Here is a 25188-nt window from a genome sequence, read left to right as displayed (position 1 = left end):
GCAAATACCTCTTTTAAATAGCGCACTATGTCTTTTAAGCATGGAACAGATTAATCATCAATTTCAATAAGTTCATATTCTCTTGAACCATAACCAAGTTTTGCTGCTGCTTCAATGGTATGAACACCATTACGTGATTCAATTCTTTCAATCAAATGATCTCTTCCTTTATCATTTGAAGCATAAACAAGATCAATACATGCTTGATCGATTGCTATTGGATCAGTAGAAATTAAAATACCAATATCATCCATACATGGATCTTCTGCCACTGCACAACAATCACAGTCAACAGACATATTTTTCATCACATTGATATAAACAATATTATCTTTAAAATATTTATGAACTGATTTAGCCGCATCGGCCATCGATTCTAAAAATAAATCATGCTCTGCTGTCCAAATTTTTTCAGGTTCACCAGCTCCATGGATATACGCTTTTCCATAAGATGATGCACAACCAATTGAAAGTTGTTTTAAAGCACCACCATAACCACCCATAGGATGTCCTTTAAAATGAGATAAAACAATCATTCCATCATATTTAACCATATCTTTTCCCACATAGTTTTTTTGAATCACTTTTCCTTCAGGAATATCTAAAACCATATCAGGACCTTCAGCATCCATTAAATCAACATTAAAATATTTAGACCATCCATGTTTTTCAATAGTCTTTAAATGTTTTTCTGTTGTATTTCTAGACCCTTCATAAGCCGTATTACATTCAACAACTGTTCCATTTAACTTATCAATAATTGGTCTCCAAAAATCAGGTTTTAAAAAGTTTTGATTTCCTTCTTCCCCTGAATGAAGTTTTACTGCAATATTACCTTTTAATTCTTTACCTAAAACTTCATACATTTCTAAAACTTTTTCCGGTGTTATTGTTTTTGTAAAATATACTTTTGATTTCATAAAAATCCTCCTATCTCTATTTCACTATAAACCTAAAGTCCACTTTAGGAGCAAGAATTATTTTCATATTTTTAAATATTCCTTTAATAAGTTTTACTTATTACATCTATTAAGAAAAGATTGTTTCTTCAGTTATCTTTCTTTTTAATAGTCGTTAAAGGAGAAAGGAAAAATGAATACATATTTTAACGAAGTAAAGAAAAATTTTGGTTTTGGCTGCATGCGACTTCCAATGAATAGTGAAGAAGTCGATTATGAATTAACTTCAAAAATGGTTGATTACTTTATCCAACAAGGATTTAATTATTTTGATACAGCCCATGGTTATTTAGGAGGAAAAAGTGAAATTGCCTTAAAAGAATGTTTAACTTCACGTTATCCTAGAAATCAGTATATTCTTACAAACAAACTTTCAACACATCATTTCAATAAACAAGAAGAAATTTTTCCTTTATTTGAAAGTCAATTAGAAGCTTGTGGTGTTGATTATTTTGATTTTTATTTAATGTATGCTCAAAGCGATGAAATCTATGCAAAATATAAAAAATTACACGCTTATGATGAAGCAAGTAAATTAAAAGAAGAAGGAAAAATTAAACACTTTGAAATTTCCTTTCATGATAACGCTGATGTTTTAGACATGATTCTAACTGAAAATCCTGATATTGAAGTAGTTCAAATTCAATTTAATTATGTTGATTATGAAGATCCTGCCATCCAAAGAAAGGCATGTTATGAAGTATGTCGTAAACACAATAAACCTGTTATTGTAATGGAACCTGTTAAAGGTGGTAACCTTGTAAATCTTCCAAAAGAAGAAAAAGTTGTTTATGATAAATGAGGAACAATGTCTTATGCAAGTTATGCTTTACGCTTTGCGGTTGGATTTGATGGTATGATGATGGTTTTATCGGGAATGAGTGATATGAATCAAATGAAAGATAACTTAAGTTTTATGAAAGATTTTCAACCATTATCTTTAAAAGAACAAGAAGCTGTTAAACAAGTAACAGATTTCTCTATACGCTCTACGTTCAGATTTCATATTAAATTTTTGCGTCTTGTGAATCATTTACCAGTCCTTCTAGCTCTTTTTCATTTTTTTCATCTTCAACAGGTTTCTTTCCGGTAATATCCTTATATGCTTCTTTCACACCATTCTTCACAGCCCACTTAATGACAAAATATAGTGCTATCAAAATAACAATTGCGGTTCCTCCGCTTATGCCTAATTCATTCCACATAATTCAATCCTCCAAATTCAAATTCCTCAGTTTCAAAAACTGGAATTTCTATTTGTGTTGCCATGTCATTACATAATCTTTTTCTCCGGTAGCCTCATCTAAGCCACTATGCTGAATCTCAAATTCTTCTCTCTTATAAAAAGATATTGCACGTGCGTTCTTTTGGTATACGTTCAAGTACAACTTATTCCTTTTATCCTTTGCATAATTCAGCAGAATTTTACCTAGACCCTGCGATTGCATTTCACCAGAAACAAAAATGCCCTCAACATATTCATCATTTAACCCTAGGGTTAAACTTAACTACTATTTTTTCTTTGCGATATAAAATACATAACTGTAATAATCTACTACTAATCTAAAATAAAGCGATTATAAGCTATCCTTTTTCCTGTGTTTGTTTTAAAGTTTTCATCTATACACTTTTTTATCTTTTCCTGTTCTTTTTCTTTATCCATAACCGTTAAATTTTCAAGCAAATCAGCTTCCCATTGTATTTGAAAATCAAGTCCATCAATTTTAGATGGAGTATGATGGTTGCCTATTATAAAGCATATTCTATCAATATTTTTGTTATAGCCTACCTTTTTTAATATTTCTTTCGCTACTTCTGGTCCTTCCTTTTCTTGATAGACACCATCAATAGAACCGTATTTTTTTTGTGCTTCAACCGCACCAATATCATGTAGTATAGCAATAATACTGATGAATTCTTTTTCTTCCTCTCCGATATTTTCTCCTTTCATTATATCTTCTGCATTTTTCAAAACTTTGAGAGTATGCTCTATGCCAAAAGGAATTTCTTTGAATACTTCTTTCATCTCTATAATAATTTTTTCTTTAAACATAAATTACCTCCATTTATACCTTATAGGTGTTTTAGTTCTATCTATCCACTTTTTTGTTCGCCGATACAATCAGCATCATGGGACGGCGCATTTCATCCTGCATCCCCGGAATATCCATCATGTATTCCGGCGGCTGTGGCTCCACAATATGATTTATTATAAAACCATTTGAAAGCAGTGTATTTAGATATGTGGTCAGTGTTCTATGATATTTTGTAACCTTTTCTTCCAAAAACACAGCTGTCCGTTTGCCCTCATAATAATAATTATCCACCGGAAAATGCAGTATTTCTCCTTTTTCGTTATAATGCCAGTCTTGTGTTCCATAGGCAGTAAAAACAGGATCTATGTTTTACCTTCCCAACTTCTAATTTTTTACATCATATCCCAAAAGCCTTGTCGTACTCAATAACTCCATTTAATTTGTTTTGACTTCCGTTAAGATTAAGTGCCATAAAACTTTCATCGTCAACTTCAAATGGCGCTTTTATTCCACACACACTTGCCGGAATATATCCTGCCTTTGGATAGTATTTGGAATGTCCCAAAACAACTGAATATTCATATCCCAATTTATGTGCTATACTGTGTCCTTCTTTCATCAAAGATAATCCGATTCCCCTGTTCTGATAATCGGGTAATACAGAAAGAGGGGCAAGCGCAAGAACCTCAACCCCTTGAACAACTGCTTTTGTAAAAAGAATATGTCCTACAATTTTTTCGCCCTCGACAGCAACAAGAGAAAGTTCCGGAATAAACGATTTGCTTTTTCTTAACGCAGCAACTAAGTTCTGTTCATTTCCATCTGTATATTCAGCATTTTCAAATGCTTCTTTTACAACATGATATACCGTATCATAATCTTCTGGTCTTTCTTGTCTTATAATCAAAATAGATACCTACATAGTTTTAAGCTTTTTACAATTACAGGAAATGGCAAATCTACTATCTACCTCTCAATTTTTATGGCTCTGACAATGATAATATCCGGGATTTCTTTATTAAAATAGCATTCTTCGTAAAATCCGTCTATGACAAATCCGGTATCAAAACACAGATTAAAAATATCCTGTAAAGAACGATGATAATAACATTGTTTTTGCGGCTGTCCTTCAATCGCAATATCGTAATAGCTGTGCGGCGTCATATATTTTTCTGTAAGCGTTACAAAACAGGGGTGCTGTGTCGCAAATACAAATACTCCGTTATCCTCAAGCAATTTATAAACAGAGGTAAAAAGCGGCTTAATATTGGTAATATCCATGATCGCCATATTGGAGACTGCTTTTGTAAACGGCTTATTTCTTTTTAATGCCATCAGACTTGTTTCATTCGTGGCGTCTGCTACACAAAACTCAATGTGATCAGCATACCGTTTTTGGCGCTTTTTTGCCAGTTCCACCATTTTCTCACTATAATCAAAAGCCAAAACAGAGACAGCTTTTTCTGCAAGATATGCAGAATAATTTCCATTTCCACAGGCAATATCTAAAATATAGTCTGTTGAATCAGGATTTAGAAGCTCTGTTACTTTGGGGCGGACAACTTCTCTGTGAAAATCATTTGATTCATCCCCCATTGCACAATCCCAAAATTCAGCGTTTTGATTCCAGATTGCTTTACTTTCTTCCTTTGAATACTGCATAATATCCCCTTTCTGCAAAATTACTTTTTCTCCTTCGCCCCATGGCTCCTGAAATGCGTGATAATGATGTTCCAATATTTCATCTGTTATCACAAACGGCGAATTGGCATTTAAGACCTGATTTCTTTTATATAGTCTTTTTTTCAAAAGCTCCTTACTGGCTTTCATATAGACAAGTTCCGTTTCAGCGCCTGCTTTTTGGATCAGCTCTTTATAAAAATTCCGATTTCTATTTTGTTTCCATAGCATGGTGTATTCTTTTTCACCAGTGGCTTCATCCAAACCTTCACCTTCAATAATGAACCCTTCTCTTTGGTAAAAAGAAATTGCTCTGGCATTCTTCTGGTATACATTTAATTGTAATCTTTCTTTTTTATCCTTAATATAATCCAATAAAAGCTTCCCTATGCCACATGACTGCATTTCATCAGAGATAAAAATACCTTCGATATATTCATCATTTAGTCCTACAACTCCTTGTATCATTTTATCCACTTCAAACACATAGACTTCGGATTGTAACATCATTTCTTTCACTAATTCATAATTACTTTTCCAGTATTGATTGGAAATAAAATAATGTGCTTTCAGATTTGTCTTTAACCATATGTCAGCGACTCTATCGATATCTCCGTTCGGCAACTTTCTAATCATAACAAAAATTCTCCACAACTACATCCTTTATGCTTTTCTCTTTTTTCTATTCTATCACAAGCTCACCATTAATCATCATTTTTTTGATATTTTTTCTTTTCCCCCACTGTAAAACAGCCTCTGAGCGTTTCGTTATATAGAGGGGTACACATACAGAGCAAGATCCACCCATGTTTAACGGTATTGCCATTTAGCCTCCCGTCAACCTATGGGTTTTATCTTGATGGGGATCTCCCCATACTCTCTTCATAACAGACGTTTCACTTGTCTGTTGGTTCCACCTAAAGGTGTTCACAGCACTATTTCTAATATCGGAAGGGACAGCCGATACTAAAATACGTGGACTCCCGGTGGGAGGAATAGTCACAGCGAAAGGAGGAATATGAGAACAGAAAACAAAGATAAAGAACTAAATCACAGACATTTTATAGGATTACGTCTTACAGATAAGACACTGAAAGGATACTGTTTTATGAGCTGTAAGACGGTCTATGTCATGATCAGCAGTTTCCCTTCAGAAGAAGAGAAGATGATCGTTGCCGCCCATGAATTAGGGCGCATCATCCTGCATCGTTCCCAGCTGAAAATGGCTCCGATGCAAGATGATACACTCTACAATATGACGGATAATACAGAATACCAGGCCAATCTGTTTGCTGCCGATCTGCTGATTGAAGATGAGGAAATCGAAGATATGGTTCAGAACGAGGACCTGGATTATTTCGGACTCTGCAGTTCATTGAATGCGACTCCGGAACTAATGAGCTTTAAATTATACAGCCTGACAAAACGAGGCCAGGCTTATCATATGCCGATGGAGATTCAGAGCAATTTCCTGGCGAAATAAAGTAAATGAAGATCCTATTCTATATATCATAGTATGAACAGGATCTTTTTATAATGATTTATTTTCTATCTAAAATTTTATTAAACCGACTAAATACTCCATAGTTTGTGTGTTTGACTTACTGTTTATATCTATCTTCTCCTAAATATTTTTCTAGTCATTGCAATATAAAATTGCTTATACAGTCTCTCCCTTAAGAGTCCTGGTATTCTGGATAATATACAGAGCGACCGATATGACCATCATTATAGCGCACAAACCAATCAACAGATCTGATACCATCGGTGTAATGTGGAACCATATAATATGCACCGCTGCAGTTCCATATAATAAAAAGGTTACTATCTTTCCATGCCAGTCTGCACCATGTACTTTTCCTGTCTTTCGTATCACAAGACATCCACTGACTACCATATACAGCTCCTTACCTGCCATTATTACGATTAAAAGAAGCACATGCGGAAAACGAGTAAACAGACAGATTAACATCGCTGCCTGTGTCAGCTTATCAGCCACCGGATCAAGTATTTTTCCTAAATTACTAATCCTATGGAATCTTCTTGCGATATATCCATCAGCAAGATCCGTAAGACCAGACAGCAATAAGATTTCACCAGCTAACAGAGGATTTTTCTTTACACAATAACTCCATATAATTACCGGAATCAGACAAAGCCGAAAAAAAGAAAGAAGATTAGGAACCGTAATAATTCTATTCAAATTTTCTTCCTGATTCACTTCACTCTGCATGTACGGTCACCTCACTTTCCTTTTTTTAGACATAAACCAATAAAATATAACACAAAATGCTAAAGCAAACACAACACCAAAAACATTTTGAATCACTCTAAGACTAACCGCTCCTTGTAGTCCATAACTCTCTGTAGCAATGGCCAAAGCACCAAATGTGTTAAATACTGCCTGCCAGCCATATTTTGCAGAAAGTCCTACACCAATTCCGCCAAGGATTCCTATATATGCATAGATTGACGAAGGAAGCAGAAAATATAATACTGTAAAACATATAACACCTGAAATATTTCCGACAATCCTTTTACGGACTCTGTAGTGCATATCTTCCATAAACGGCAAAATTACGGACATGGCCGCAATACCAGCCCACATTGCACGTGGCATATTACAAAGTTCTGCAATGCAAAGGACAATCGGTACGCATAAAATCTGACATATCTGCCATTTTGTTCTGGAAGAAGTGATATCAAATTCTTGTATCAGATCTTTCAGATTTCTTTTATAAGTTCTGTTTTTATGATTTCGATAAAATACAAAGCAGGTAAGTGCTGCACCTAAAGCCATTCCGGTTAATCGCATCTGATAGCTTTTTCCCGTAACATCATAACCATATAGCAGCAGATACCCAAGAACCAATGTAGATTGATTAAACATGAATGGATTATGGCATCCGAACAGAATCAACACAGCCAGTGCCGCAATATTTAACAGCATTCCCAATACCGGTGAAAACTGATTTGCTAAATGCGGACATACAGTCATAATTACAAAGAACAAAGCCAAAAGCATCGTAGATTGTCCGGTGTGGATCCCCAGATCCGCATTTCTAAACACCATGAGATATAATAAGACTACTACACCTACAATGCTGTTCTCATTTCCAAATAGGATGCTGAAAATACTAACAAAGAAAAAACAAAATGCCATTGTAACAGCTATCTTCACCAGATATACCCACATATGATATAATTTTTCTTTTAGTGTTTCACTCTTTTTCAACAGGTTTTTAGAACCCGCCTGATTTAACTGCAACTCCTGATAAAATGTCATATAAATCTCCCATCTTCTAATTTATCTTAAAACTATATAATCTCATCTTTCTGCTTTGGCAGCTCTATAACAAATCTGCATCCACCATATTCACGGTTTTCTGCTTTGATTGTTCCTCCGGCACTATCTACAATCCGTTTTACAAGTGCAAGACCTAGGCCATTTCCTTCTGCTTTATGAGATCCATCTACCTGATAGAACTTGTCAAATATTCTGGATTTTACATCATCCTCTATTCCTGGTCCTTCATCTTCCAGAATGAACTTAACAAAATCCTGTTCTTGTTTCAGAAACATCGTAATTGTCCCCTTTGAAGGGCTGAACTTAATCGCATTATCCAAAAGATTTATCCAGATATGCATAAAAAGTCCTTCATTCCCAGTATATTTAACTTCCTCCAATTCTACCTGAAAACCAATTTCTTTTTCTGTCCATTTTGTTTCCAATGAAAGAAATGCCTGACGGATCTGTTCATCCAGACGATATTCTGTTTTTTTCATTGGTATATTCTGATTCTCTAACTTGGATAACAGCAAAATATTACCAACCAATCCGGAAAGTCTTTGGGTGTTAAATAAGATTTTTTCTACATATTCCTCTTGATCCGGAGACAGTTCTTCTCCCTGAAGCAGCATTGTATATCCTTCAATGGCATTAATCGGGGTCTTAAACTCATGAGAAACATTAGATACAAAATCCATCTGCAGCACCTCTGTTGCACGAAGTTCTTTTGTCATAACGTTAAAACTTTGATAAGATTCTCCAACTTCTGCTATACGGCTGTTCGTTTCCAAATGCTGTTCAAAATCTCCCTGAGAAACTTCCTTCACTGCTTTACTAAGTCTGGCAATTGGTTCCAGTAACTTTGCATTGATAAAGGAAGTGATCAGCCCTGCAATCAATGTATTGAAAATCAAAAGCCAGCCAAGCACAGGTATGCTGCCCGGCAGATTAAAAAAATGATTCAAAAAAACAAATAATAAAGCAGATATGACTGTTGAAAATACAAGTGCCAGCCAGATTGCACCAGTCAGACAGGATCGGATCCGCAATCCTTTTTTTTTCTTTTGTTCCATTATTTTTTCACCACCTTGTATCCAATTCCACGCATTGTTACGATTTCAAAATCCGGGTTATCTTTAAAACGCTCTCTGAGTCTTCCTATATGTACCTCTATTGTATGTGGGTCTGCCTCCGTCTCGTATCCCCATACTTCATCCATCAACTGTTGTTTTGTAAATGTTCTGCCTGGCGAAGCTGCAAGCTTATATAAAAGCAGGAATTGTTTTTTAGGTAAAACAAGACTTTCCTTATCAGTTGTAACCGTCATTGCATCATAATCAAACTCTGTTGAACCGATCACAATTTTGTGTTCACTCAATATCTGTGCACGGCGAAGCAGTGCTCCGACTCTTAAAACCATTTCATTCACATTTACCGGTTTTACCATATAATCATCACTTCCCGAAAAAAATCCCTGACGCATATCATCAAAGGAACCTTTCGCAGTGATCATAAGCACTGGTATCTGATATCCTGCTGAACGAAGTTCTGACACCAGTTCATAGCCATCCATAACCGGCATCATAATATCAGAAATGATCAGATCAATATATTCCTTATCCAATACTTCTAATGCCTGTACTCCATCCGATGCACTTTTGACTTGATATCCATTCTTCTCAAGCACTTTTTGGAATAGCTGGCTTAATTCTTTATCATCTTCTACAATCAATATTTGAAACACGTTTTCCTTCCTCCTTATTAAAACAGACACCTTGCCCATCCAAGCAGATGCTGTACCAAAAATATTTTTCTCTGACGTTTCTTTGTTAATTCGATCGGCTCTACATGATATGGATCATTATAAGTTCCGCCTTCTAATATCTGGCGGGATACTTTTTCATATTCCATCATGCCCTCTTCCAACTGTTTATTAATATCTTTACTGCGTATTACAAGCATCAGTTCCGTATCCAGATATGCACTTCTCATGTCCATATTAAGGGAACCGATTACAGACAGATCATCGTCAATCAGAATACTTTTTCCGTGGTATGAATAACCGCCTTCATATTCTCAGATATTAATTCCTGTACTTAAGATTCTATTTTTGTTTTTCGCATAATCGGCAGACCCAAATGGATTCCCATTATTCGCAACTGAATTTGTCATGATAGAAAAATCTGAAACGTTCTCTGCAATCTCCTCCCATGTATTATACATCATATCATTACAGATAATATATGGCGTGTGGATCTTCACACGATTTTGTGCATTTTTCATCAATTCTCCTAACTGATACCACACTACTGGTTCTTTGGAACCTGTGTGAATAGGATTTGACACTAATGTAATCTTTTCTGTCTCAAAAGTTTCGTCCGTATAATCGGTCTCGCAGATTCTTTCCTTATTCTCTTCAAAATATTTCTGATAGCTGTTCTGCAGCTCTAAAACTGCGTTCTTTACAGATTTTCTATTTGCCAGTTTTTTATTGTTATGAAAATAACCACTGTCTTCCTGATTCCATATGATTTCAAAATGCTCTGACAACTGGTTAACTGAATTTTCTTTCTCAGGTTCATCGCAAACCACTAACACGTCTCTGTCATAGTTCTTATGTCCCGGAAAATCACCCAAGAAATAATTGTATGTATTTCTTCCCCCAAGAATATATCTCTTTCCATCTGCAATCAAATATTTATCATGCATTCTACCCATCATTTTCCACGATTTCAACGGATTGGCCTTATTATACAGTTTAATTTCAACATTCTCATGGGAAGATAATCCATAGAAATACGGATTTCCTTCCATATCAATCCAGCTCTCCATTCCATCTACTAACAGACGAATATGTACACCTCTGTCTGCCGCATCATGTAGTGCTCCTAAAATCAATTTTCCACTTTCATCGGATTGAAATGCAAAAGTAGAAAGAATAATTTCCTTTTTTGCATTCTTGATCAAACGCACTCTTTGTAAAAGCGCTTCTGGATTCTTTTCTATGATTACTGCCCGTTCTGTATTTTCACTGCATTCGTTCCATGACCCATTTTTTGTTTCTTTTTTGGTTGTATTGGACACTTCCGGCTGCTTTTTATATGCAACGCAGATTCCGAGCAATTCATAAAAAGCCACACATAAAAAAATTGCCAGTATAACAAGAAGGTTTTTACATATTTTATGCTTTTTCATTGTACATTACCTGATTCCTTTTTATTTCATACTTATACAATACAAAGTCAATCTCAATTTAACCTCAACAAGGTTTGTTTTTTCATCCATGCAAAATCTTCTTTGTACAACAGATTGTTAGATATAGCAATCCAGCAAATAATCTCATAAATAATTGTCCCAGTCGCAAATATGCACTTCATCCGATTTGATATTGGTCTGTCACACTCATTTTCGCATGACCGAAACCAGGAGTCCACTCATAAACACGAACACCATGTTTAACTAATCCATGATAAAAAGAACGAGTTATATTATAAATGAATTTTTTATCAGGGATACCAGGTGTGATAATTCTTACGTCTACCCCTCGCTTAGCAGCCAGACATAACGCATGCTTAAAATGGAATCATCTTCACTTAATACCCGGATAATCACCGGTACTTTTCGGTATCCCAGTTTCTCCGCAGCACATTTTCTTCTGTGGCCGGATATGATCTCATAGTATCCATCCAGTACCGGTCTGACAATCAGCGAATTTAAAATACCATACTTCTCAATGCTTTCCTGCAGAAGAAACATTTCCTTATCATCTTTTATCTGAAACGGGGGGAGCTCTTTGAACGGCCGAAGACGCTCAATCTCAATTTCTATGATTCTTTCTTCGTTTTCTCCTGATTGTCTGTTTGGTTCAGTCATCTTGACTCCTTTCCTCCAGGATTCAGGATACTAAAAAATGCCTGCCTGGAACTTTTATAAATAGTAAAGTTCCAAACAGACATTGCTGTTTGACCATTAGCTGTAGCTAATAGAATTGAATACTGTTTCAGCTAATTTATGTTTGCAGATTTGGGAGAGATTGTTTCTTTTCCCGCCTTTTCTCTGATTTACATCCCCGAATAAGGGGTGACAACGGAGCGGAACCCAAATGTTGTAAGTGCAAAATATTGCTACGTTACTCATGAATTACGCTTGCACCAAAATGATAGATGCAAGCGTTTTACTTTATTTTAGTTTTGACAGTTCACTTTTGCAGTCTCGCTCCATGGAGCAAGTTGTTCCAGCTGTTCATCTGACATTTTATCGTTTGGCCGTTGTGATAAGAGATATGTCAGATATTTATAGATATTCAGATCATTCGCTTTTGCCATCTCAACCATTGTATACACAATAGCACTAGCAGTAGCTCCTTTCGGACTGGCTGTTTTCAACTTCTACTAAAGGAGCTGAAGCAAGTGCTGCAGTCTTCAGCTTGATTGAAACAGCTAAATCCAATAAACTTAATCCATATGATTATATTGAATTCATTCTGGATTATTTACCTCAACAAGATCTGGTTGAAGATCCAAAGAAATTGGATTGGTTCTTACCATGGAGTGAAGAAATAAAAGAAGAATTTGAAATAAAAGCCGACTAAATTGATTATTATATCAATTCAATCGACTTCTTTAAATACACTATTTTATTTGGCGCTTACTTTTCCTCTACATAATATTAAAAATTTTAATGTTTAATATTTTCCCTATTAAACATTATAAATATTATAATAGACATAATCATAAGTAATAACCAATATTCAGGATTATAATAATCTCCTGTTTTTAATTTTTGATTATCCTTGTAATTAGATGTTTGACTGAAATTTTTTTCTTTCTTAAAATTCTCATCATTACTAGGAATTTTATCATCTGGTTCTTCATCAATTCCAGGTCTCATTCTTGAATACTTCGGTTCAACATCTACATCATAATCCTTTTCATATGATCCGTCATCTTCTTTTTCAAGAAGTGGGATTGAAATAATAAAAGGTTCCATCTTATATGCAAATTCACTTTCATTATGTTCATAGATTATATATATTCCATAGTCTAAATCTCTAAAAGTAGCTTCTCCTCTTTGATTGGTTATTAATTCTTCATCATAATCAATATTATTTTTTTTAATATAATCCATCAATTTAGTAGTAACTCCATTTTGTTCAGAAGCTGACATATCTTTTTTAATTGTAACAAGTTTAGAGTATTTATCTAAAACTTGATAGTCATTACCATCATAATCAGCTATTTTTATCAACGCAATATGATCTTGACTAATATTAAAAATATGGTTGTGTACATCTAAATAATGACAGTGAATCGTTAAAGAACCATGATTTTGAGCATAAACATTATTAATTGAAAGAGACAATAAGCATGTAAATACAATAATAAATATTCTTTTTGCATTTATCATGTTATCGCCTCCTCCAAATAAATATAATAATTCCTATAATAATAAAACTTAAAAATGCTAATTTTACCTCATAAGGAATTTGTATACCATTATTGACCTTATTCGGTGTTTTCTTTATTGCTTCTTTGTAATCCGTTCTTTTTCCTCTTACAAGCAATCTATGAGTATTAACGGAATAAGGTGTGCATGTAACAAGCGTAACATAATCTTCTCCATCTACAATTTCTATATCATCCGTTTGAGAAGGCAATACTGTTTTAATTTGATCTACTTCATAAGCTAACGTATCACCTAGAACAGAAATATAGAAAATATCTCCTACCTTTATTTTATCAAGATCTGTAAACAGCTTTGAATTTGGCAATCCTCTATGTCCAGATAAAACTGCATGAGTACTAGTTCCACCTATAGGCAAAGAAGAACCTTCCATATGCCCCACACCTTTTTGTAAAACACCATTATTTGTTGAATGATATATAGGCAATTTCACATCTATCTTAGGTATTTGAAGATATCTTAGGTATTTGAAGATATGCCATCATGCCATCTTTAGAAACATTGAGCAGATTCATATACTCTTTACTCGGTTTACCTGTTGTAGAAAATGGATCATATAATTTCGTGGTATTGACCAATGACTGATTATATTCCTGTGCTTCTTCCAACATTTGTTTTTTTGTAGCTTCATCTATTCCTTTTACTTCATTATTATAAGAAGAAACTGCTTGTGAGCTGTGAATTCTTCCCAGGTAATCACTTACTGTTGGATAAAGCAATATTCCTAGGAAAAAAACTAATAAAACAGCTCTAATAACATCAAATAATTTAATTTTGTTTAATATATCTTTCATACATTTAATATCTATGAGAGATCTTAATTAATATTTCAATTAAGCTTCTTCTCTTTTTTTACCTTTTTTAAAGTAAGTTGAAAGAATAGCTAACACACCAACAACCCCTACTACTGTAAAGATAACTGTACCCATACCACCAGTTTCTGGTAACCATGATTCTGTTTTATTTGTAACTTTTTCTTCAACATTTACTGTTTGTGGAGCATTTCCATCTACACTAATTGTTTTATTAATTGTATTTTTTAATTTTGCATAACCATCAGGTGCTTTTGTTTCTTCAATAACGTAATCTCCTTCTGATAATCCTTTTACAGTAATAACTCCTTCTTCAGGAGAAACTAATGTATCAGTAGTAGTTTCATCATCTATTGTAGCAATTCTATAAGTTCCATTTCCTTCATCAACAAATTTTAATTTACCACTATCAACATTATTTCTATATAAAGCAAATTCAGCGCCAGATAATGGTTTATTTTGTTCATCAACTTTATTGATTTTTAATGTATGAGTTAACACTTTAACTTCACTTGGGGCTCCTGTTGTTAAATGATCTGGGTCATTACCATAACTAACTTCTGCTTTGTTGGTAGATGTATTTGTATCATTGATTGCTTTTTCATTAACAACTGCTGAATATGTAAATGTTAATGATTCATTTGCGTCTTTAGCATGATTAGTATAGAAATTTTTGAATTCAACTGTAAATATTCTATTTGTTTTATCAACTGTTAAAGTATATTCACTAGTGTCTACTACAGTACCACCAATTTTAACTACTAAATTTAATGTGTCTTTTGATACTGTTAGACCTTCAGTCATAGTATCTTTAAAAATATAATAATATTGATTATATCCTGTCATGTTTGGAACCATTGATTCAACCTTGAAATCTACAGTATCGCCAACTTGTGCAGAATCATATTTTTTATTATTGATTGTTTTTTCTGGATCAGGTGTTTTACCTTTTAAATAAACATCAACTGCATTACTTGATTTTACTGTTGTAAAAGAAGGAGTATATCCTTCACCAGAAGGAATAACTGCATAATAACCATATGCCAATCCAGCAATTGTATATTCTTTTGTATCTGTTGTTCCTGTTGCTGCACCATCAGCACTTATTTGATTTGTTGCAATATATGTTTTTAACTTATTTTGAAAGTTTGTTGTAGAAACATTCGCTTTAATATAATTATAAGCTTTGATATCTATATCATCACCAGTTGTCCCATTAAGTAATTCTTCTGTGAAAAATCCTGTAAAATTAGAACTAATTGAATAACTTACTTTATTTCCTGATACAGTTGCATCCATTAATCTGTAAGCATTGAAATTAACACCATTTACATCATGTTTACCAGTATGAACAGTTATACTGCCTGTACTTGCTGCAGATACTGAACTGATATTCATTGCTGACATAGTAAATAACATCATGAACGAAAGTACATATGCTATTACTTTTTTTAATTTGTTTTTCATTTTCATATTCCTCTATTCTTTAATATTATTCGCTTTTTTACTTTTTTTGTACGATAACAAAACTGCTAATACACCTACTATACCTACTAAAACAAATAACATTGTTCCTTTTCCACCTAAGTTTGGTAAAAGAGGCATATCTTTATTTGTTATCGTAAACGTATATCCATCATCAGATTCTTCAATAGACGTTATATAATTTTCTACTTCGGACTCTGTAACTGAATAAGTATAATAAGCTTTACTTCCATCATCTAATGTTGTATAGGCATCTAATCCTTTAATAATTGTTTGCCAAGTGTTTTTAGAATCAGTTACATCATTAGTTGATAAAGTATAATCCCCTACTTTCTCTGATATTTCATCACTTCCTTTCATATATGTTCTTGTTAACGTCACTGTAATCGTATCTGGACGTTCTTTTTGTTTATCACTTAAATCTTTCCATAGCTTATTGATAGTAATGTTTACTTTTTCATTGCAAGGATCTTGTGTATCTGAAGGGACAGGTGTCGTACCTTCTTCGTTATCAGATACTTCTGTATCATCCATCAATACAGCTTTTGCTGGAGAGACATAGGCATTTAAATCAACGGTTTCACTTTCTGTTTCATTTGCTAATTTGGCATCTTTTAAGTCATCATATTTTTGTACCTTATCATAATGGCTTATTTTGAAGACATTCCAATTATCAAAATCTGAATCCTTTTTACTATACAAAGATGAATTTTTTATAATATCAATCAAGGAATCACTCCTTGTTCTATAAATCCTGTACGTATTATCTTTACCTTCAATATTCTTCTTTGTATTAAAGTCATAACTAGAATTTAAAGACGTTGTTCCAGAAAAAGGTCCTATTTGATTACTTGTTCCTCTAATCGTATCAGCTAAATACATTTCATTGTTTTCAATCAATCCTTCATTGTTATAACCAATAAATCCACCTGCTTGACCATTTTCTTCACTTCCATCATGTGAATCATTTGCTTTTCCACCAAAAACATCATATCCATCATGAATACCTGTTATCGAGCATCCATCTACTTTTGTTCTGTTTGATTTGATAAGTCCTACTTTAATATTTTCTTTCTCACTGTCAGCAATATGATTTCCATCAATATTTGAACATGGGATTTCTATATAAGAATCACCAATTGTTATTTTTGCCAGGTCACTTGTTCCATCTCCTCTATCTTTATCAAGTGCTACTGAAATAGTTAATCCTAACAAAGTAACTGATAAAGCATTTCCTTTAGCTAAAACTTGTAATTTTAATAGTGAACCTAAATTGATATCTATAAGGCCAACATTTTCTAAATCTCCCACATATAGAATATCTAGAAGTTTATTGACGATTGAAAGTATCGGATCCAATAAATAGCTAGAACCTAAGTCAATATTAGCTAAATATTCAAAACTTGTTTTACCAACAAAGCCTCCTGCTATTTGATCACTAGCCACTTTCTTTATGTTTTCTACATTGCAATTGCTCATTCTTCCTAAATCAGCATAACCAACAAAACCACCAGAAATAGGTTCCTTACCACTTTCACTTGAAATAGTAAATCCAACTGGAATACCAATAACTGAACAGTTGTCACTATGAGAACCAAAAATATCTAAGACACCAGCTGTGGCATTTAATAATTTTCCTGTACCAACACCAGCTTCATCTAGATCAACCACACCACTCTTTCCCATGTGACCAACAAAACCACCGGCATAGTTTTTAGCTTTGACTTTATTTAATCCAGTAACACTCGAATTTTTTATTGAACCATCTAGCAAGCTTCCACCAAATCCACCTGCATTTCCTGTCTGTACTTTACTGTCCAATGTTCCTTCCTGACTTTCATCATTTGCACATACTGAAAGTCCATTATCATTTGATCCAGTTACTTTTGCTTGATAAACATAAGTTCTAAAGGCATCTAATACATCAATATTTCCTAATTTAATCAGATTTAGAATTTGATCAGAATCATCATTTCCAACTTGAGCAACAGAAGAAACATCCGCCAATCCAAAGAACCCACCAACATCTCTTCCACCAACAACATTTCTAATATTATTTACCTCAACTCTCACTGAAGTTGCATCTTTATCACCAAAAATTGCTCCTCCCGCATTACCTACAAAACCACCTACTTGTTTTGCATACTTTGTAGTTTCATCGTTTTCTAATGTATATGAACCGTTAACACTTAATCCATAATCATTCCATGCATCCACCTTAGCATAGTCAACTATTGAAAGAGTTGCATTCAATACTTTGGCAAGATCTCCTGCATTGCCTAATAAATACTTAAGCAGTTTTGATAATAATCCTGTATTGGATGAAGTATTCAAAGTCACAGCACTTCCTGGTTGAATATTACCAGCAAAGCCACCGACATTTTGACTACCGTTGATTACTTTTAATTGATCAGCCAAACAATATTGATCTTGTGTTCCTTCTATTTTTCCACCAACAACTTTTCCAACAAATCCACCACTGTTTCCTTCATCATTATCAAAATCAGTTCCAGTAGTAGATATTGTTGCTCCTGATTGATAACCTATAACAGACGAAGTTTTTACCACAGGAATGAAACTTTGCAATATTGGAAGTGAGCCTACCACATTTAATTTCTTTTCTAAGTTTACATCTCCAACATTCGCAACTCCGGCTGAAATCATTTCACCAGCAAAACCTCCACTGCTTTTTAAAGCTGTAACATCTTTTAAATCTCTAGCATTAGCAAAAGTTACTTCTCCTCCATTCATTTGACCAACATAACCACCAGCAATGCCGCCTTGATAATCGTTTGAACCAGCATTTGTTCTTCCAGCTTTTACTTCATAGCCATAGGCATATTGATCAATAATTTTATCTAACTCGTCTTGATTATCAACTTCTCCAAGTTCTTGGAATTTTTTACCATAAGCACCATTTACTCCTACTGCTTTTACCCAAGAATTCCATACTTCAGTTGTTAAACCTCGAAGTGGTCCATAAGTTGCTGTATTCGTTTCAGTTGGATAAACAGCACTCAAAGCTGATAATGGATTATCTAAATTAATGAGTCCATAAAGAACACTGATATTTCCCGTATCAACTGTATTGGCACAATCCGTTCTGCCACTAAATCCTCCAGCATATTCATATCCATAAACAGCTCTTAATCTATAGACTGCACATTCTTTTTGAACTGTAGGTATTTCACCATTCCATTTTCTTGTAGAATTACCTTCAATACGCCCACCAAGGTTATATCCTACATAACCACCTGCACATCCTCTTAATGATTCATTGCTTATGGCATCTGCACGAACTGCTCCACCACAAGGAATACAAGTAGTTTGAGAGTTATAAATCATAGGAATAAATGATTGTAGAACACTTGTTAAACTATCTACTGAAATTAATCCTTTTAAGATTTCCGTTTTACCTAATACATCTGCAACACTTCCTGGTTGAATATTTCCTGCATAACCACCAGCAGTTTCTTGACCTATGATGTAAGAGAAATTATTGACATTACTATTTTGAATTTGTGAACCATAATCAGTTCCAACAAAGCCACCTGCATTACCAATTGTTTTATTTTCAGCCAAACCATTTGCTTTAACAGAAAAACCACCAACCGCACCAGTTACATCTGAATTTTCAATTTTAGAAGCTGTTACATCTAACGCAGATAAAATATTTGCCAAATTTATATTTGTTCCCAATGCCTTCAATCCACCACCAACAGATGCCGTAGAACCTATATCTAATTTTCCTACATAGCCTCCAGCATTTTTAGGTGCTGAAATGGCATAACTTGAAGACTCTCCAAAATAAGAAGAACTGTCTGTATCATTAATATTTGCATTAGGTGTTTTTACTGTTGTATGTTTTAACTTAGTTACACTACTATTAGAAACTCTTACAGCACTACCATAACCTATATATCCGCCAGCACTACCTGAATTTAAATCCGTTGACTTATATGTATCACAGCTAACGACCAATCCATTAGATTGAACACCAGCATTTTTAATAATAGGAATATAAACCTGTATTAAACTCAATAAATCAGAGATTTGAATATTCAAATCTGCTAAACCGCCTAAAATACTTATTCCTTTTGTTGAATCTGCTAAAGCTCCAGAATAAACCTTTCCACCGAAGCCCCCTGCATAAGTTTTTCCTTTAACATATGAAATATTTTGTATTGCATAAGCATTATTTTCATCATTTTCTACAATACCACTTTGGAAATCTCCAACAAATCCTCCTGCAATATCTCCTCGTACACCACCATTATCTACATAACTTACATAACATTGTTGATATGACGGAATTAAATATCCTACAGCATTTAATAATCCATTAGCCGAAATCAATTTTTTTATTTCCGTTTCATCTCCAACTTCAGCTAAACCGCCTGTTTTTGAAATACCAATAAATCCGCCAGAGTAACCTCCATCATCTGTAGAAGTTACTGTTTTCAAATTATTAACTTTTGCATCATTTATTTTTGTACTATTACTTTTAGCAACAAATCCAGCTGCTACATAATCAGTTGTTGAATTATCTTCTCTTGATCCCGTAGCTTCTACAGTAAATCCAGAATTAATACCACTTACAGACGAAGAATCTATATTGACTTCAACTGCTTGTCCCAAAGAAAGAAGATTGCTTAATTTTAAAATATAATTTAATCCTAAAAGATTTACTGTCAAACCATTATCAGTTCCTGCAAGATCACCTGGACCAGATACGCCTATAAATCCACCTACAATATTTTCTCCTGAAATATTATTTAAATTTGTTACTGTAACCGAACTAATAGAACCACCGATTGCTTCACCAAAAGCACCACCAACTCTTTTTCCTTTACCACCAATAGTTATACCTTCTGTAGAACCAGTAAGTGAAATAGAATTAGCATTAAATCCTAAATATTCTGCAACACCTAAAGTTGTATTTAAAAGTCCTGCTACACTTGCTGTTCCCACTGAGCCAGAAATACCACCAACACAATTTTCACCATCCACGGATTTCAAACCATTAATAATGATATTTTTTTCTTCGATTCCATCCATTGAAAAGATATTATTTTTAAAATATGAAACCTTATTTAAATTATCGGTATTAGATTTTGTAAGATAAACACCATCACCTCTGCCTATCAATCCACCTGTGTAATTTTTTCCTTCAACACTGCATGGAGCATTTATTTGACATCCTAATATATGAGAAGGACTCACACCAGCAAGAGAAAGTAATGATGATGTTGCATTTTGATTACTGCTTAAAAGTTTCACAACTAAGTCAACAACTCCACCTAATAAGTTATCTTTCGTATCACCTTTTCCTAAATCAGCAACCCATCCAATTGTTGCGATTCCAGCAAAGCCACCAGAATTATCTCCACCGGAAGATACCGTTAATTTATCACTAACATTAACATTACAATTTATAGCCGACGTGTTGGCCATTGCTCCAGCAAAACCACCTTGATATCCATTGCCCGAAATTGTCAAATCACTCGCAGATACTGAACAATTTAAAAACAAATTTTCAGGATTCATTTTAGGCAATTGAGTTTCTATATCTAAAGCACCCGATAAGGTACCTTCTATGACATCATCTCTAGCTAATCCTACAAATCCGCCACTATAATTATTAGCTTTGACATTGAAGTTGCTGTTTGTAATTTGGCAATCTTTTACGACAGTTCCTTTTTGTTGACCGATAAATCCACCAGAATTTTCAATCTTATCATTATTTGTTCCTATATTTCCTGTTAAATTATTGATTGAACAATTTTCAACATAGGCATTGATATACTTTGTAGGAATCAATTTATCTACTGGAATAGCGTTTCCTAAAAGAATAGTAATCAAATCACCTAAGCCAAGACCAGGAATCACATTTAAAATTTTTGCCAATAGAGTAGCCGTTCCACCTAATCCTTTTGATAAACCATCATACTCCGTCTTTCCTGAAATATATCCAATAAATCCACCTGTATTACTATTGACATTTGTTACTTTCACATCATCCAGTTCACAGTCAGATATTGCTACATCCCCCACTACACGACCTGCAAAACATCCCGTAGCTAAAGCTGTTGGGTCATTCTTACGAGCATTTAAAATACTGCTGAGTGTTTTTGTTAATCCAGCATCAACACTTCCAAAAGTAAGTAACCATGTTAATCCATCTAATAGTGCTCCTAATGTTGATCCTAAAGTTCTAATTAATCCATTTATTAACGTTTGATCAAATTTTGTTTTTGTTGTTTCATTATCAACAGTTATATTATTGAATTTAAGATTTTTTACAGTTACAGTTCCTTTACTTAATCCCAAATCACTACTACTTGCTTCGTTTGATAATGTAGCAAAGAAACCAACTCCCATTTGCTTTCCAACATCCAACTCAGATGTTTGACTAACATTCACATTAGAAATAACAGGCTTTTCTCCTATATTTAAATCAGTCGCTTTGCTATAATCGATAACGCTAGTATCATTATTCCATAACGTTGATTTACCATCGCCCTTTGAACCAATCATTGTTCCTTGAAACATCAACGGTGTCCAATTATCACTAGATAAATCAATATTTCTAAAGATAATGTAATTAGCATTTGTTGAATATTTTTGATTGGTAGCTTTATCTATATCCAATGTTGGATCAATTTCACCAGTAGATTGATTGACTCCACATCTTCCCCATACATATGGATACAAACTATATTTACTTTGTTTTTTATCCTTATCATGTATATTATTTTTTCCAAATTCAAAATTTGCATTACCATTTTGAGATTTTTTTAAATCAGCATCTCCACCATATAGCATTATCGGATTACCATTTTCATCTTCATCTACATACCAATTGGCAGCATGTAAATAAACTTGATAAACTGCACCATAAACAGTTTCATCAGATCCTATTTTTCGTAACTGTTCTTCATTGCCTATAAGAATATAAGTTTTGTCACCAATCGTTTTAACAACTTGACCATTAAAATCTCGTCCTTCACAATTTTCAGTACTTATATTTGATATTTGATTTGCTTTAGTTTCTGGCATCTCACCTGTAAAGTTTTTCGATAACACATAGTTATGTGATTTGCTATAAGTTAGATAATTAGAACTATTATCTGAATAAACAGGTTGTCCCATCCCAACACACTCTGGTAACATATCTTGAGACATGACAGGTTCATTTTCAGAATTATCCGATTGAATAATTTTTAATTGATAATCATTATAAATATAGATTGTATCTGTTGATGAATCATACAATGTTGAATTTTCATCTACAGTTCCATGATTAAATGTGCCTGTAAAGTTGCTTGGTAAAGTCCATATGTCATTTCCATTTAATGAAATATCTTTCATAAGTTGATACTTGGAAGAAAGAGAATATGTTATATATTCATCATTTACTGAAATTTGTTGACCAGTACCGTAATTACTTTCATCATTATCTGTAGATGTAACAATTGAATTTGAGCCAATTGCTTGAAGCTGTTTTGTATTATAAATTTTTATTACATTATTTTCATAAATATCACTGATATCTATTGAATCATCTGATTGTGAGCTTGTGTTATTTTCAACAATAGTTTCCTTTGAAATTGAATCATCAGATGAATTTAACGCATAGACAACAACAGTTTGTAAAAACAAAGAGATAACACATACCCAAACCATTATGTCTATACAAATTATTTTTTTAATTTTGTTTAACAAACAAATCACCTTACTTCCTGAAACTAGAAAACTTTTAAAATTTTAGATATCTTCGTTTTTCTACAATAAAGTGATTGATGATTTAGTTATACGCTACCTCTTATATCGACTTTTTTATAAAATTGCAAAATTTATCTTAAATAATAATTATTTCTGAATATTATTCTAATATATTCACAATCTTTCTATAATGCACAGAATAGGAAAAGAATTCATGCATTTTTTGTAAACTATGTGTAAAAAGCAATGTAATAAAAAAAGCAATCATAATTTACAAAATTAGATTACTCTTTAATATTTAAATTATTTACTTACTTTTTCAATCCACGTTTTATTCATAGAAGCAATAATAAACGAAAGAATAACTTTTGGTGAAAAACTTCCACACTCACCATTAACAATCATTCTCACAGCCTCACCATGATTAATTTTTCTTTTATATGGACGTTCACTGATTAATGCATCATAGGCATCAGCTAGTCCAACTACTTGTGCACAAAGAGGAATTTCATCACCAATAAGTCCTTTAGGATATCCTTGGCCGTCATATCTTTCATGATGATACAAACAAATATTATATGCATATTGGACAAGTTTACTTGCTTTTCCGCATTTAGGAAGTTTTAATGCCATGTTTGCACCGTTTAAAGGATGCTTTTTTATAATATCCATTTCATCTTTTGTTAGTTTACCTTTTTTATTAAGAATTTCATATGGTGTGAAAAGTTTACCAATATCATGAATAGTTGCTAGTTTAGAAACATTTTCTATTTCTTCATCTGATATATTTAATTTGGGATAATTTAATTGCACCTCTTTATAAATCTGTTCAGTGAAATAAGAAATATTATGAATACTTTGAGGTTCTTCCAGTTTATTATGAGCCAACACTAGTTCCAACAATGAAATCATATTCCAAAATTCATTTTCAATCATATCATTTTGTTCTGAAGAAGACCTATTAATTCTAGTATCAATTGTTGTAAAAATATTTGCTATTTTAAACGTAAGAAACATAATATTTTGGTTGATGTGTTTATTGATATTCATACATGAATTATTATTTGTTTTAAATCTGATATCAATATCTTGATAATCAAAATTATCGTTTATTGATTTTAGTAAAAAATCTTTAACTAAAAATTTATCTTCTCTACAAACACATTGCTTAAGAAATTCAGTCACGAACTCTGTATATATTTTAATATCGTCAAGAAAATCATAATCGATGTTATTTCTATTAATAATTTCTATTTTTTCTGTATTTAAATCAATTTTTAACAAAAGATACTGATTTTGTTTACTTTCATCATTTAATATATTTCTAAATGTTATACTTTGAAGTTTATAATTAAATGATGTTTGTAAATTAAATAGTATTTTTCTTATTCGACATGTACCAATACAATTTCTTGAACACACACCATTGGTTTCTAAACATTTATTTATTGCCATTGTCACCTCTGTCGAAGATATGACATCATATAAACTGATTTCATCGGAAGATTTTGCTAATGAATAACCTCCCTTCATGCCTTCTGTTGCATTAATCAAATGATTATTTTTTAAATTTTTTATTATTTTTGGAATATAACTATTTGGTATATTAAGTTCATCCGATAATTCATTAGCTGAAGCACTTCCGTTTTTTTCAGTAAGATAACTTATAATTCGAATAGCATAATCTGTTGTACTTGTTAATTGCATAATTTTTACCTTAAATTAAGAATTTATTTTCT

At 33.1% G+C, this 25188-nt stretch carries 19 protein-coding genes and 6 pseudogenes; 3 read left to right on the top strand and 22 right to left on the bottom strand.

Annotated elements, in window-relative coordinates; translation table 11 throughout:
- Window positions 1-50: 50 nt before the first annotated feature.
- Window positions 51-920, bottom strand: coding sequence for a DUF362 domain-containing protein (locus C7U54_RS03740; RefSeq protein WP_022001578.1), 870 nt, complete (start codon window positions 918-920; stop codon window positions 51-53).
- A 172-nt stretch (window positions 921-1092) separates the two neighbouring features.
- On the opposite strand from C7U54_RS03740, the gene C7U54_RS03735 reads away from it, so the two are divergent.
- Window positions 1093-1761, top strand: coding sequence for an aldo/keto reductase (locus C7U54_RS03735; RefSeq protein ID WP_227359133.1), 669 nt, complete (start codon window positions 1093-1095; stop codon window positions 1759-1761).
- A 205-nt stretch (window positions 1762-1966) separates the two neighbouring features.
- Here the strand turns inward: C7U54_RS03735 and C7U54_RS03730 are convergent, their stop codons facing one another.
- The 7 genes and pseudogenes from C7U54_RS03730 to C7U54_RS14675 form a co-directional block, all read right to left on the bottom strand.
- Window positions 1967-2164 carry a DUF6019 family protein gene (locus tag C7U54_RS03730; RefSeq protein WP_004613229.1) on the bottom strand — a complete coding sequence of 66 codons (198 nt, stop codon included), beginning with the start codon at window positions 2162-2164 and terminating at the stop codon, window positions 1967-1969.
- Between the two features lie 48 nt (window positions 2165-2212).
- Window positions 2213-2434: pseudogene (locus C7U54_RS03725) on the bottom strand (GNAT family N-acetyltransferase); the annotation flags it as partial.
- Between the two features lie 83 nt (window positions 2435-2517).
- The gene (locus C7U54_RS03720; RefSeq protein WP_008981870.1) at window positions 2518-3012 is read right to left on the bottom strand and encodes an HD domain-containing protein; all 495 of its coding nucleotides are present in this window, start codon (window positions 3010-3012) and stop codon (window positions 2518-2520) included.
- Between the two features lie 380 nt (window positions 3013-3392).
- The gene (locus C7U54_RS03710) at window positions 3393-3902 is read right to left on the bottom strand and encodes a GNAT family N-acetyltransferase (RefSeq protein ID WP_107029357.1); all 510 of its coding nucleotides are present in this window, start codon (window positions 3900-3902) and stop codon (window positions 3393-3395) included.
- Between the two features lie 59 nt (window positions 3903-3961).
- Window positions 3962-4642: pseudogene (locus tag C7U54_RS03705) on the bottom strand (class I SAM-dependent methyltransferase); the annotation flags it as partial.
- Window positions 4643-4966: 324 nt separating this feature from the next.
- Window positions 4967-5311 (bottom strand): annotated as a pseudogene (locus tag C7U54_RS15495) (GNAT family N-acetyltransferase); the annotation flags it as partial.
- A gap of 46 nt (window positions 5312-5357) precedes the next feature.
- Window positions 5358-5501, bottom strand: coding sequence for a hypothetical protein (locus C7U54_RS14675; RefSeq protein WP_162297484.1), 144 nt, complete (start codon window positions 5499-5501; stop codon window positions 5358-5360).
- A gap of 192 nt (window positions 5502-5693) precedes the next feature.
- Here C7U54_RS14675 and C7U54_RS03695 point away from each other — a divergent pair, with 192 nt between their 5' ends.
- Window positions 5694-6158: an ImmA/IrrE family metallo-endopeptidase gene (locus tag C7U54_RS03695; RefSeq protein ID WP_107029356.1), complete on the top strand. Its 465-nt coding sequence runs from the start codon at window positions 5694-5696 to the stop codon at window positions 6156-6158.
- Between the two features lie 177 nt (window positions 6159-6335).
- Here C7U54_RS03695 and C7U54_RS03690 read toward each other — a convergent pair whose 3' ends face one another.
- The 8 genes and pseudogenes from C7U54_RS03690 to C7U54_RS03655 all read right to left on the bottom strand — a co-directional run.
- A complete protein-coding gene (locus tag C7U54_RS03690; RefSeq protein WP_005335451.1) occupies window positions 6336-6908 on the bottom strand; it encodes a CDP-alcohol phosphatidyltransferase family protein in 573 nt (190 codons plus the stop codon).
- Between the two features lie 6 nt (window positions 6909-6914).
- Window positions 6915-7961, bottom strand: coding sequence for an FUSC family protein (locus C7U54_RS03685; protein WP_107029355.1), 1047 nt, complete (start codon window positions 7959-7961; stop codon window positions 6915-6917).
- A gap of 32 nt (window positions 7962-7993) precedes the next feature.
- Window positions 7994-9037: a HAMP domain-containing sensor histidine kinase gene (locus tag C7U54_RS03680; RefSeq protein ID WP_107029354.1), complete on the bottom strand. Its 1044-nt coding sequence runs from the start codon at window positions 9035-9037 to the stop codon at window positions 7994-7996.
- Window positions 9037-9708, bottom strand: coding sequence for a response regulator transcription factor (locus C7U54_RS03675; protein WP_396135295.1), 672 nt, complete (start codon window positions 9706-9708; stop codon window positions 9037-9039). Before C7U54_RS03675 ends, C7U54_RS03680 begins: the two co-directional genes overlap by 1 nt.
- Before the next feature lie 17 nt (window positions 9709-9725).
- A pseudogene (locus tag C7U54_RS03670) lies at window positions 9726-11159 on the bottom strand (phospholipase D-like domain-containing protein).
- Window positions 11160-11337: 178 nt separating this feature from the next.
- A pseudogene (locus C7U54_RS03665) lies at window positions 11338-11535 on the bottom strand (phospholipase D-like domain-containing protein); the annotation flags it as partial.
- Window positions 11502-11837: a ParB N-terminal domain-containing protein gene (locus C7U54_RS03660; RefSeq protein ID WP_107029352.1), complete on the bottom strand. Its 336-nt coding sequence runs from the start codon at window positions 11835-11837 to the stop codon at window positions 11502-11504. The gene C7U54_RS03660 and the pseudogene C7U54_RS03665, both read right to left, overlap by 34 nt.
- Window positions 11838-12148: 311 nt before the next feature.
- Window positions 12149-12349 (bottom strand): annotated as a pseudogene (locus C7U54_RS03655) (transposase domain-containing protein); the annotation flags it as partial.
- Between the two features lie 41 nt (window positions 12350-12390).
- Here C7U54_RS03655 and C7U54_RS03650 point away from each other — a divergent pair.
- Complete coding sequence (locus C7U54_RS03650; RefSeq protein ID WP_158560162.1) at window positions 12391-12555, top strand: transposase domain-containing protein; 165 nt, start codon at window positions 12391-12393, stop codon at window positions 12553-12555.
- 86 nt (window positions 12556-12641) lie between these two features.
- On the opposite strand, the gene C7U54_RS03645 is transcribed toward C7U54_RS03650, so the two are convergent.
- From C7U54_RS03645 to C7U54_RS03625, 6 genes are all read right to left on the bottom strand, one after another.
- A complete protein-coding gene (locus C7U54_RS03645; RefSeq protein ID WP_107029350.1) occupies window positions 12642-13370 on the bottom strand; it encodes an isopeptide-forming domain-containing protein in 729 nt (242 codons plus the stop codon).
- A gap of 1 nt (window position 13371) precedes the next feature.
- Complete coding sequence (locus tag C7U54_RS15085; protein WP_241522564.1) at window positions 13372-13860, bottom strand: class C sortase; 489 nt, start codon at window positions 13858-13860, stop codon at window positions 13372-13374.
- Window positions 13861-13867: 7 nt separating this feature from the next.
- Complete coding sequence (locus C7U54_RS15080) at window positions 13868-14221, bottom strand: sortase family protein (protein WP_241522563.1); 354 nt, start codon at window positions 14219-14221, stop codon at window positions 13868-13870.
- A gap of 39 nt (window positions 14222-14260) precedes the next feature.
- Window positions 14261-15706: a SpaH/EbpB family LPXTG-anchored major pilin gene (locus C7U54_RS03635; protein WP_107029349.1), complete on the bottom strand. Its 1446-nt coding sequence runs from the start codon at window positions 15704-15706 to the stop codon at window positions 14261-14263.
- Window positions 15707-15718: 12 nt separating this feature from the next.
- Complete coding sequence (locus tag C7U54_RS03630) at window positions 15719-23449, bottom strand: Cna B-type domain-containing protein (protein WP_107029348.1); 7731 nt, start codon at window positions 23447-23449, stop codon at window positions 15719-15721.
- A gap of 303 nt (window positions 23450-23752) precedes the next feature.
- On the bottom strand, window positions 23753-25156 hold the full coding sequence (locus C7U54_RS03625) for an Rrf2 family transcriptional regulator (RefSeq protein ID WP_107029347.1): 1404 nt from the start codon (window positions 25154-25156) through the stop codon (window positions 23753-23755).
- Between the last annotated feature and the right edge of the window lie 32 nt (window positions 25157-25188).

It is taken from the genome of Faecalibacillus intestinalis (assembly GCF_003024685.1).
GTDB lineage: Bacteria > Bacillota_I > Bacilli_A > Erysipelotrichales > Coprobacillaceae > Faecalibacillus > Faecalibacillus intestinalis.
This window is presented reverse-complemented; position numbering and strand designations above follow the sequence as displayed.

Bases quoted from the DNA above. Each gene is read 5' to 3' on its own strand.
- C7U54_RS03740 (WP_022001578.1), bottom strand. From the start codon at position 920: ATGAAATCAAAAGTATATTTTACAAAAACAATAACACCGGAAAAAGTT.
- C7U54_RS03695 (WP_107029356.1), top strand. From the start codon at position 5,694: ATGAGAACAGAAAACAAAGATAAAGAACTAAATCACAGACATTTTATA.
- C7U54_RS03645 (WP_107029350.1), bottom strand. From the start codon at position 13,370: ATGATAAATGCAAAAAGAATATTTATTATTGTATTTACATGCTTATTG.
- C7U54_RS14675 (WP_162297484.1), bottom strand. From the start codon at position 5,501: ATGGCAATACCGTTAAACATGGGTGGATCTTGCTCTGTATGTGTACCC.
- C7U54_RS03660 (WP_107029352.1), bottom strand. From the start codon at position 11,837: ATGACTGAACCAAACAGACAATCAGGAGAAAACGAAGAAAGAATCATA.
- C7U54_RS03625 (WP_107029347.1), bottom strand. From the start codon at position 25,156: ATGCAATTAACAAGTACAACAGATTATGCTATTCGAATTATAAGTTAT.
- C7U54_RS03680 (WP_107029354.1), bottom strand. From the start codon at position 9,037: ATGGAACAAAAGAAAAAAAAAGGATTGCGGATCCGATCCTGTCTGACT.
- C7U54_RS03685 (WP_107029355.1), bottom strand. From the start codon at position 7,961: ATGACATTTTATCAGGAGTTGCAGTTAAATCAGGCGGGTTCTAAAAAC.
- C7U54_RS03730 (WP_004613229.1), bottom strand. From the start codon at position 2,164: ATGTGGAATGAATTAGGCATAAGCGGAGGAACCGCAATTGTTATTTTG.
- C7U54_RS15080 (WP_241522563.1), bottom strand. From the start codon at position 14,221: ATGAAAGATATATTAAACAAAATTAAATTATTTGATGTTATTAGAGCT.
- C7U54_RS03720 (WP_008981870.1), bottom strand. From the start codon at position 3,012: ATGTTTAAAGAAAAAATTATTATAGAGATGAAAGAAGTATTCAAAGAA.
- C7U54_RS03690 (WP_005335451.1), bottom strand. From the start codon at position 6,908: ATGCAGAGTGAAGTGAATCAGGAAGAAAATTTGAATAGAATTATTACG.
- C7U54_RS03635 (WP_107029349.1), bottom strand. From the start codon at position 15,706: ATGAAAAACAAATTAAAAAAAGTAATAGCATATGTACTTTCGTTCATG.
- C7U54_RS03735 (WP_227359133.1), top strand. From the start codon at position 1,093: ATGAATACATATTTTAACGAAGTAAAGAAAAATTTTGGTTTTGGCTGC.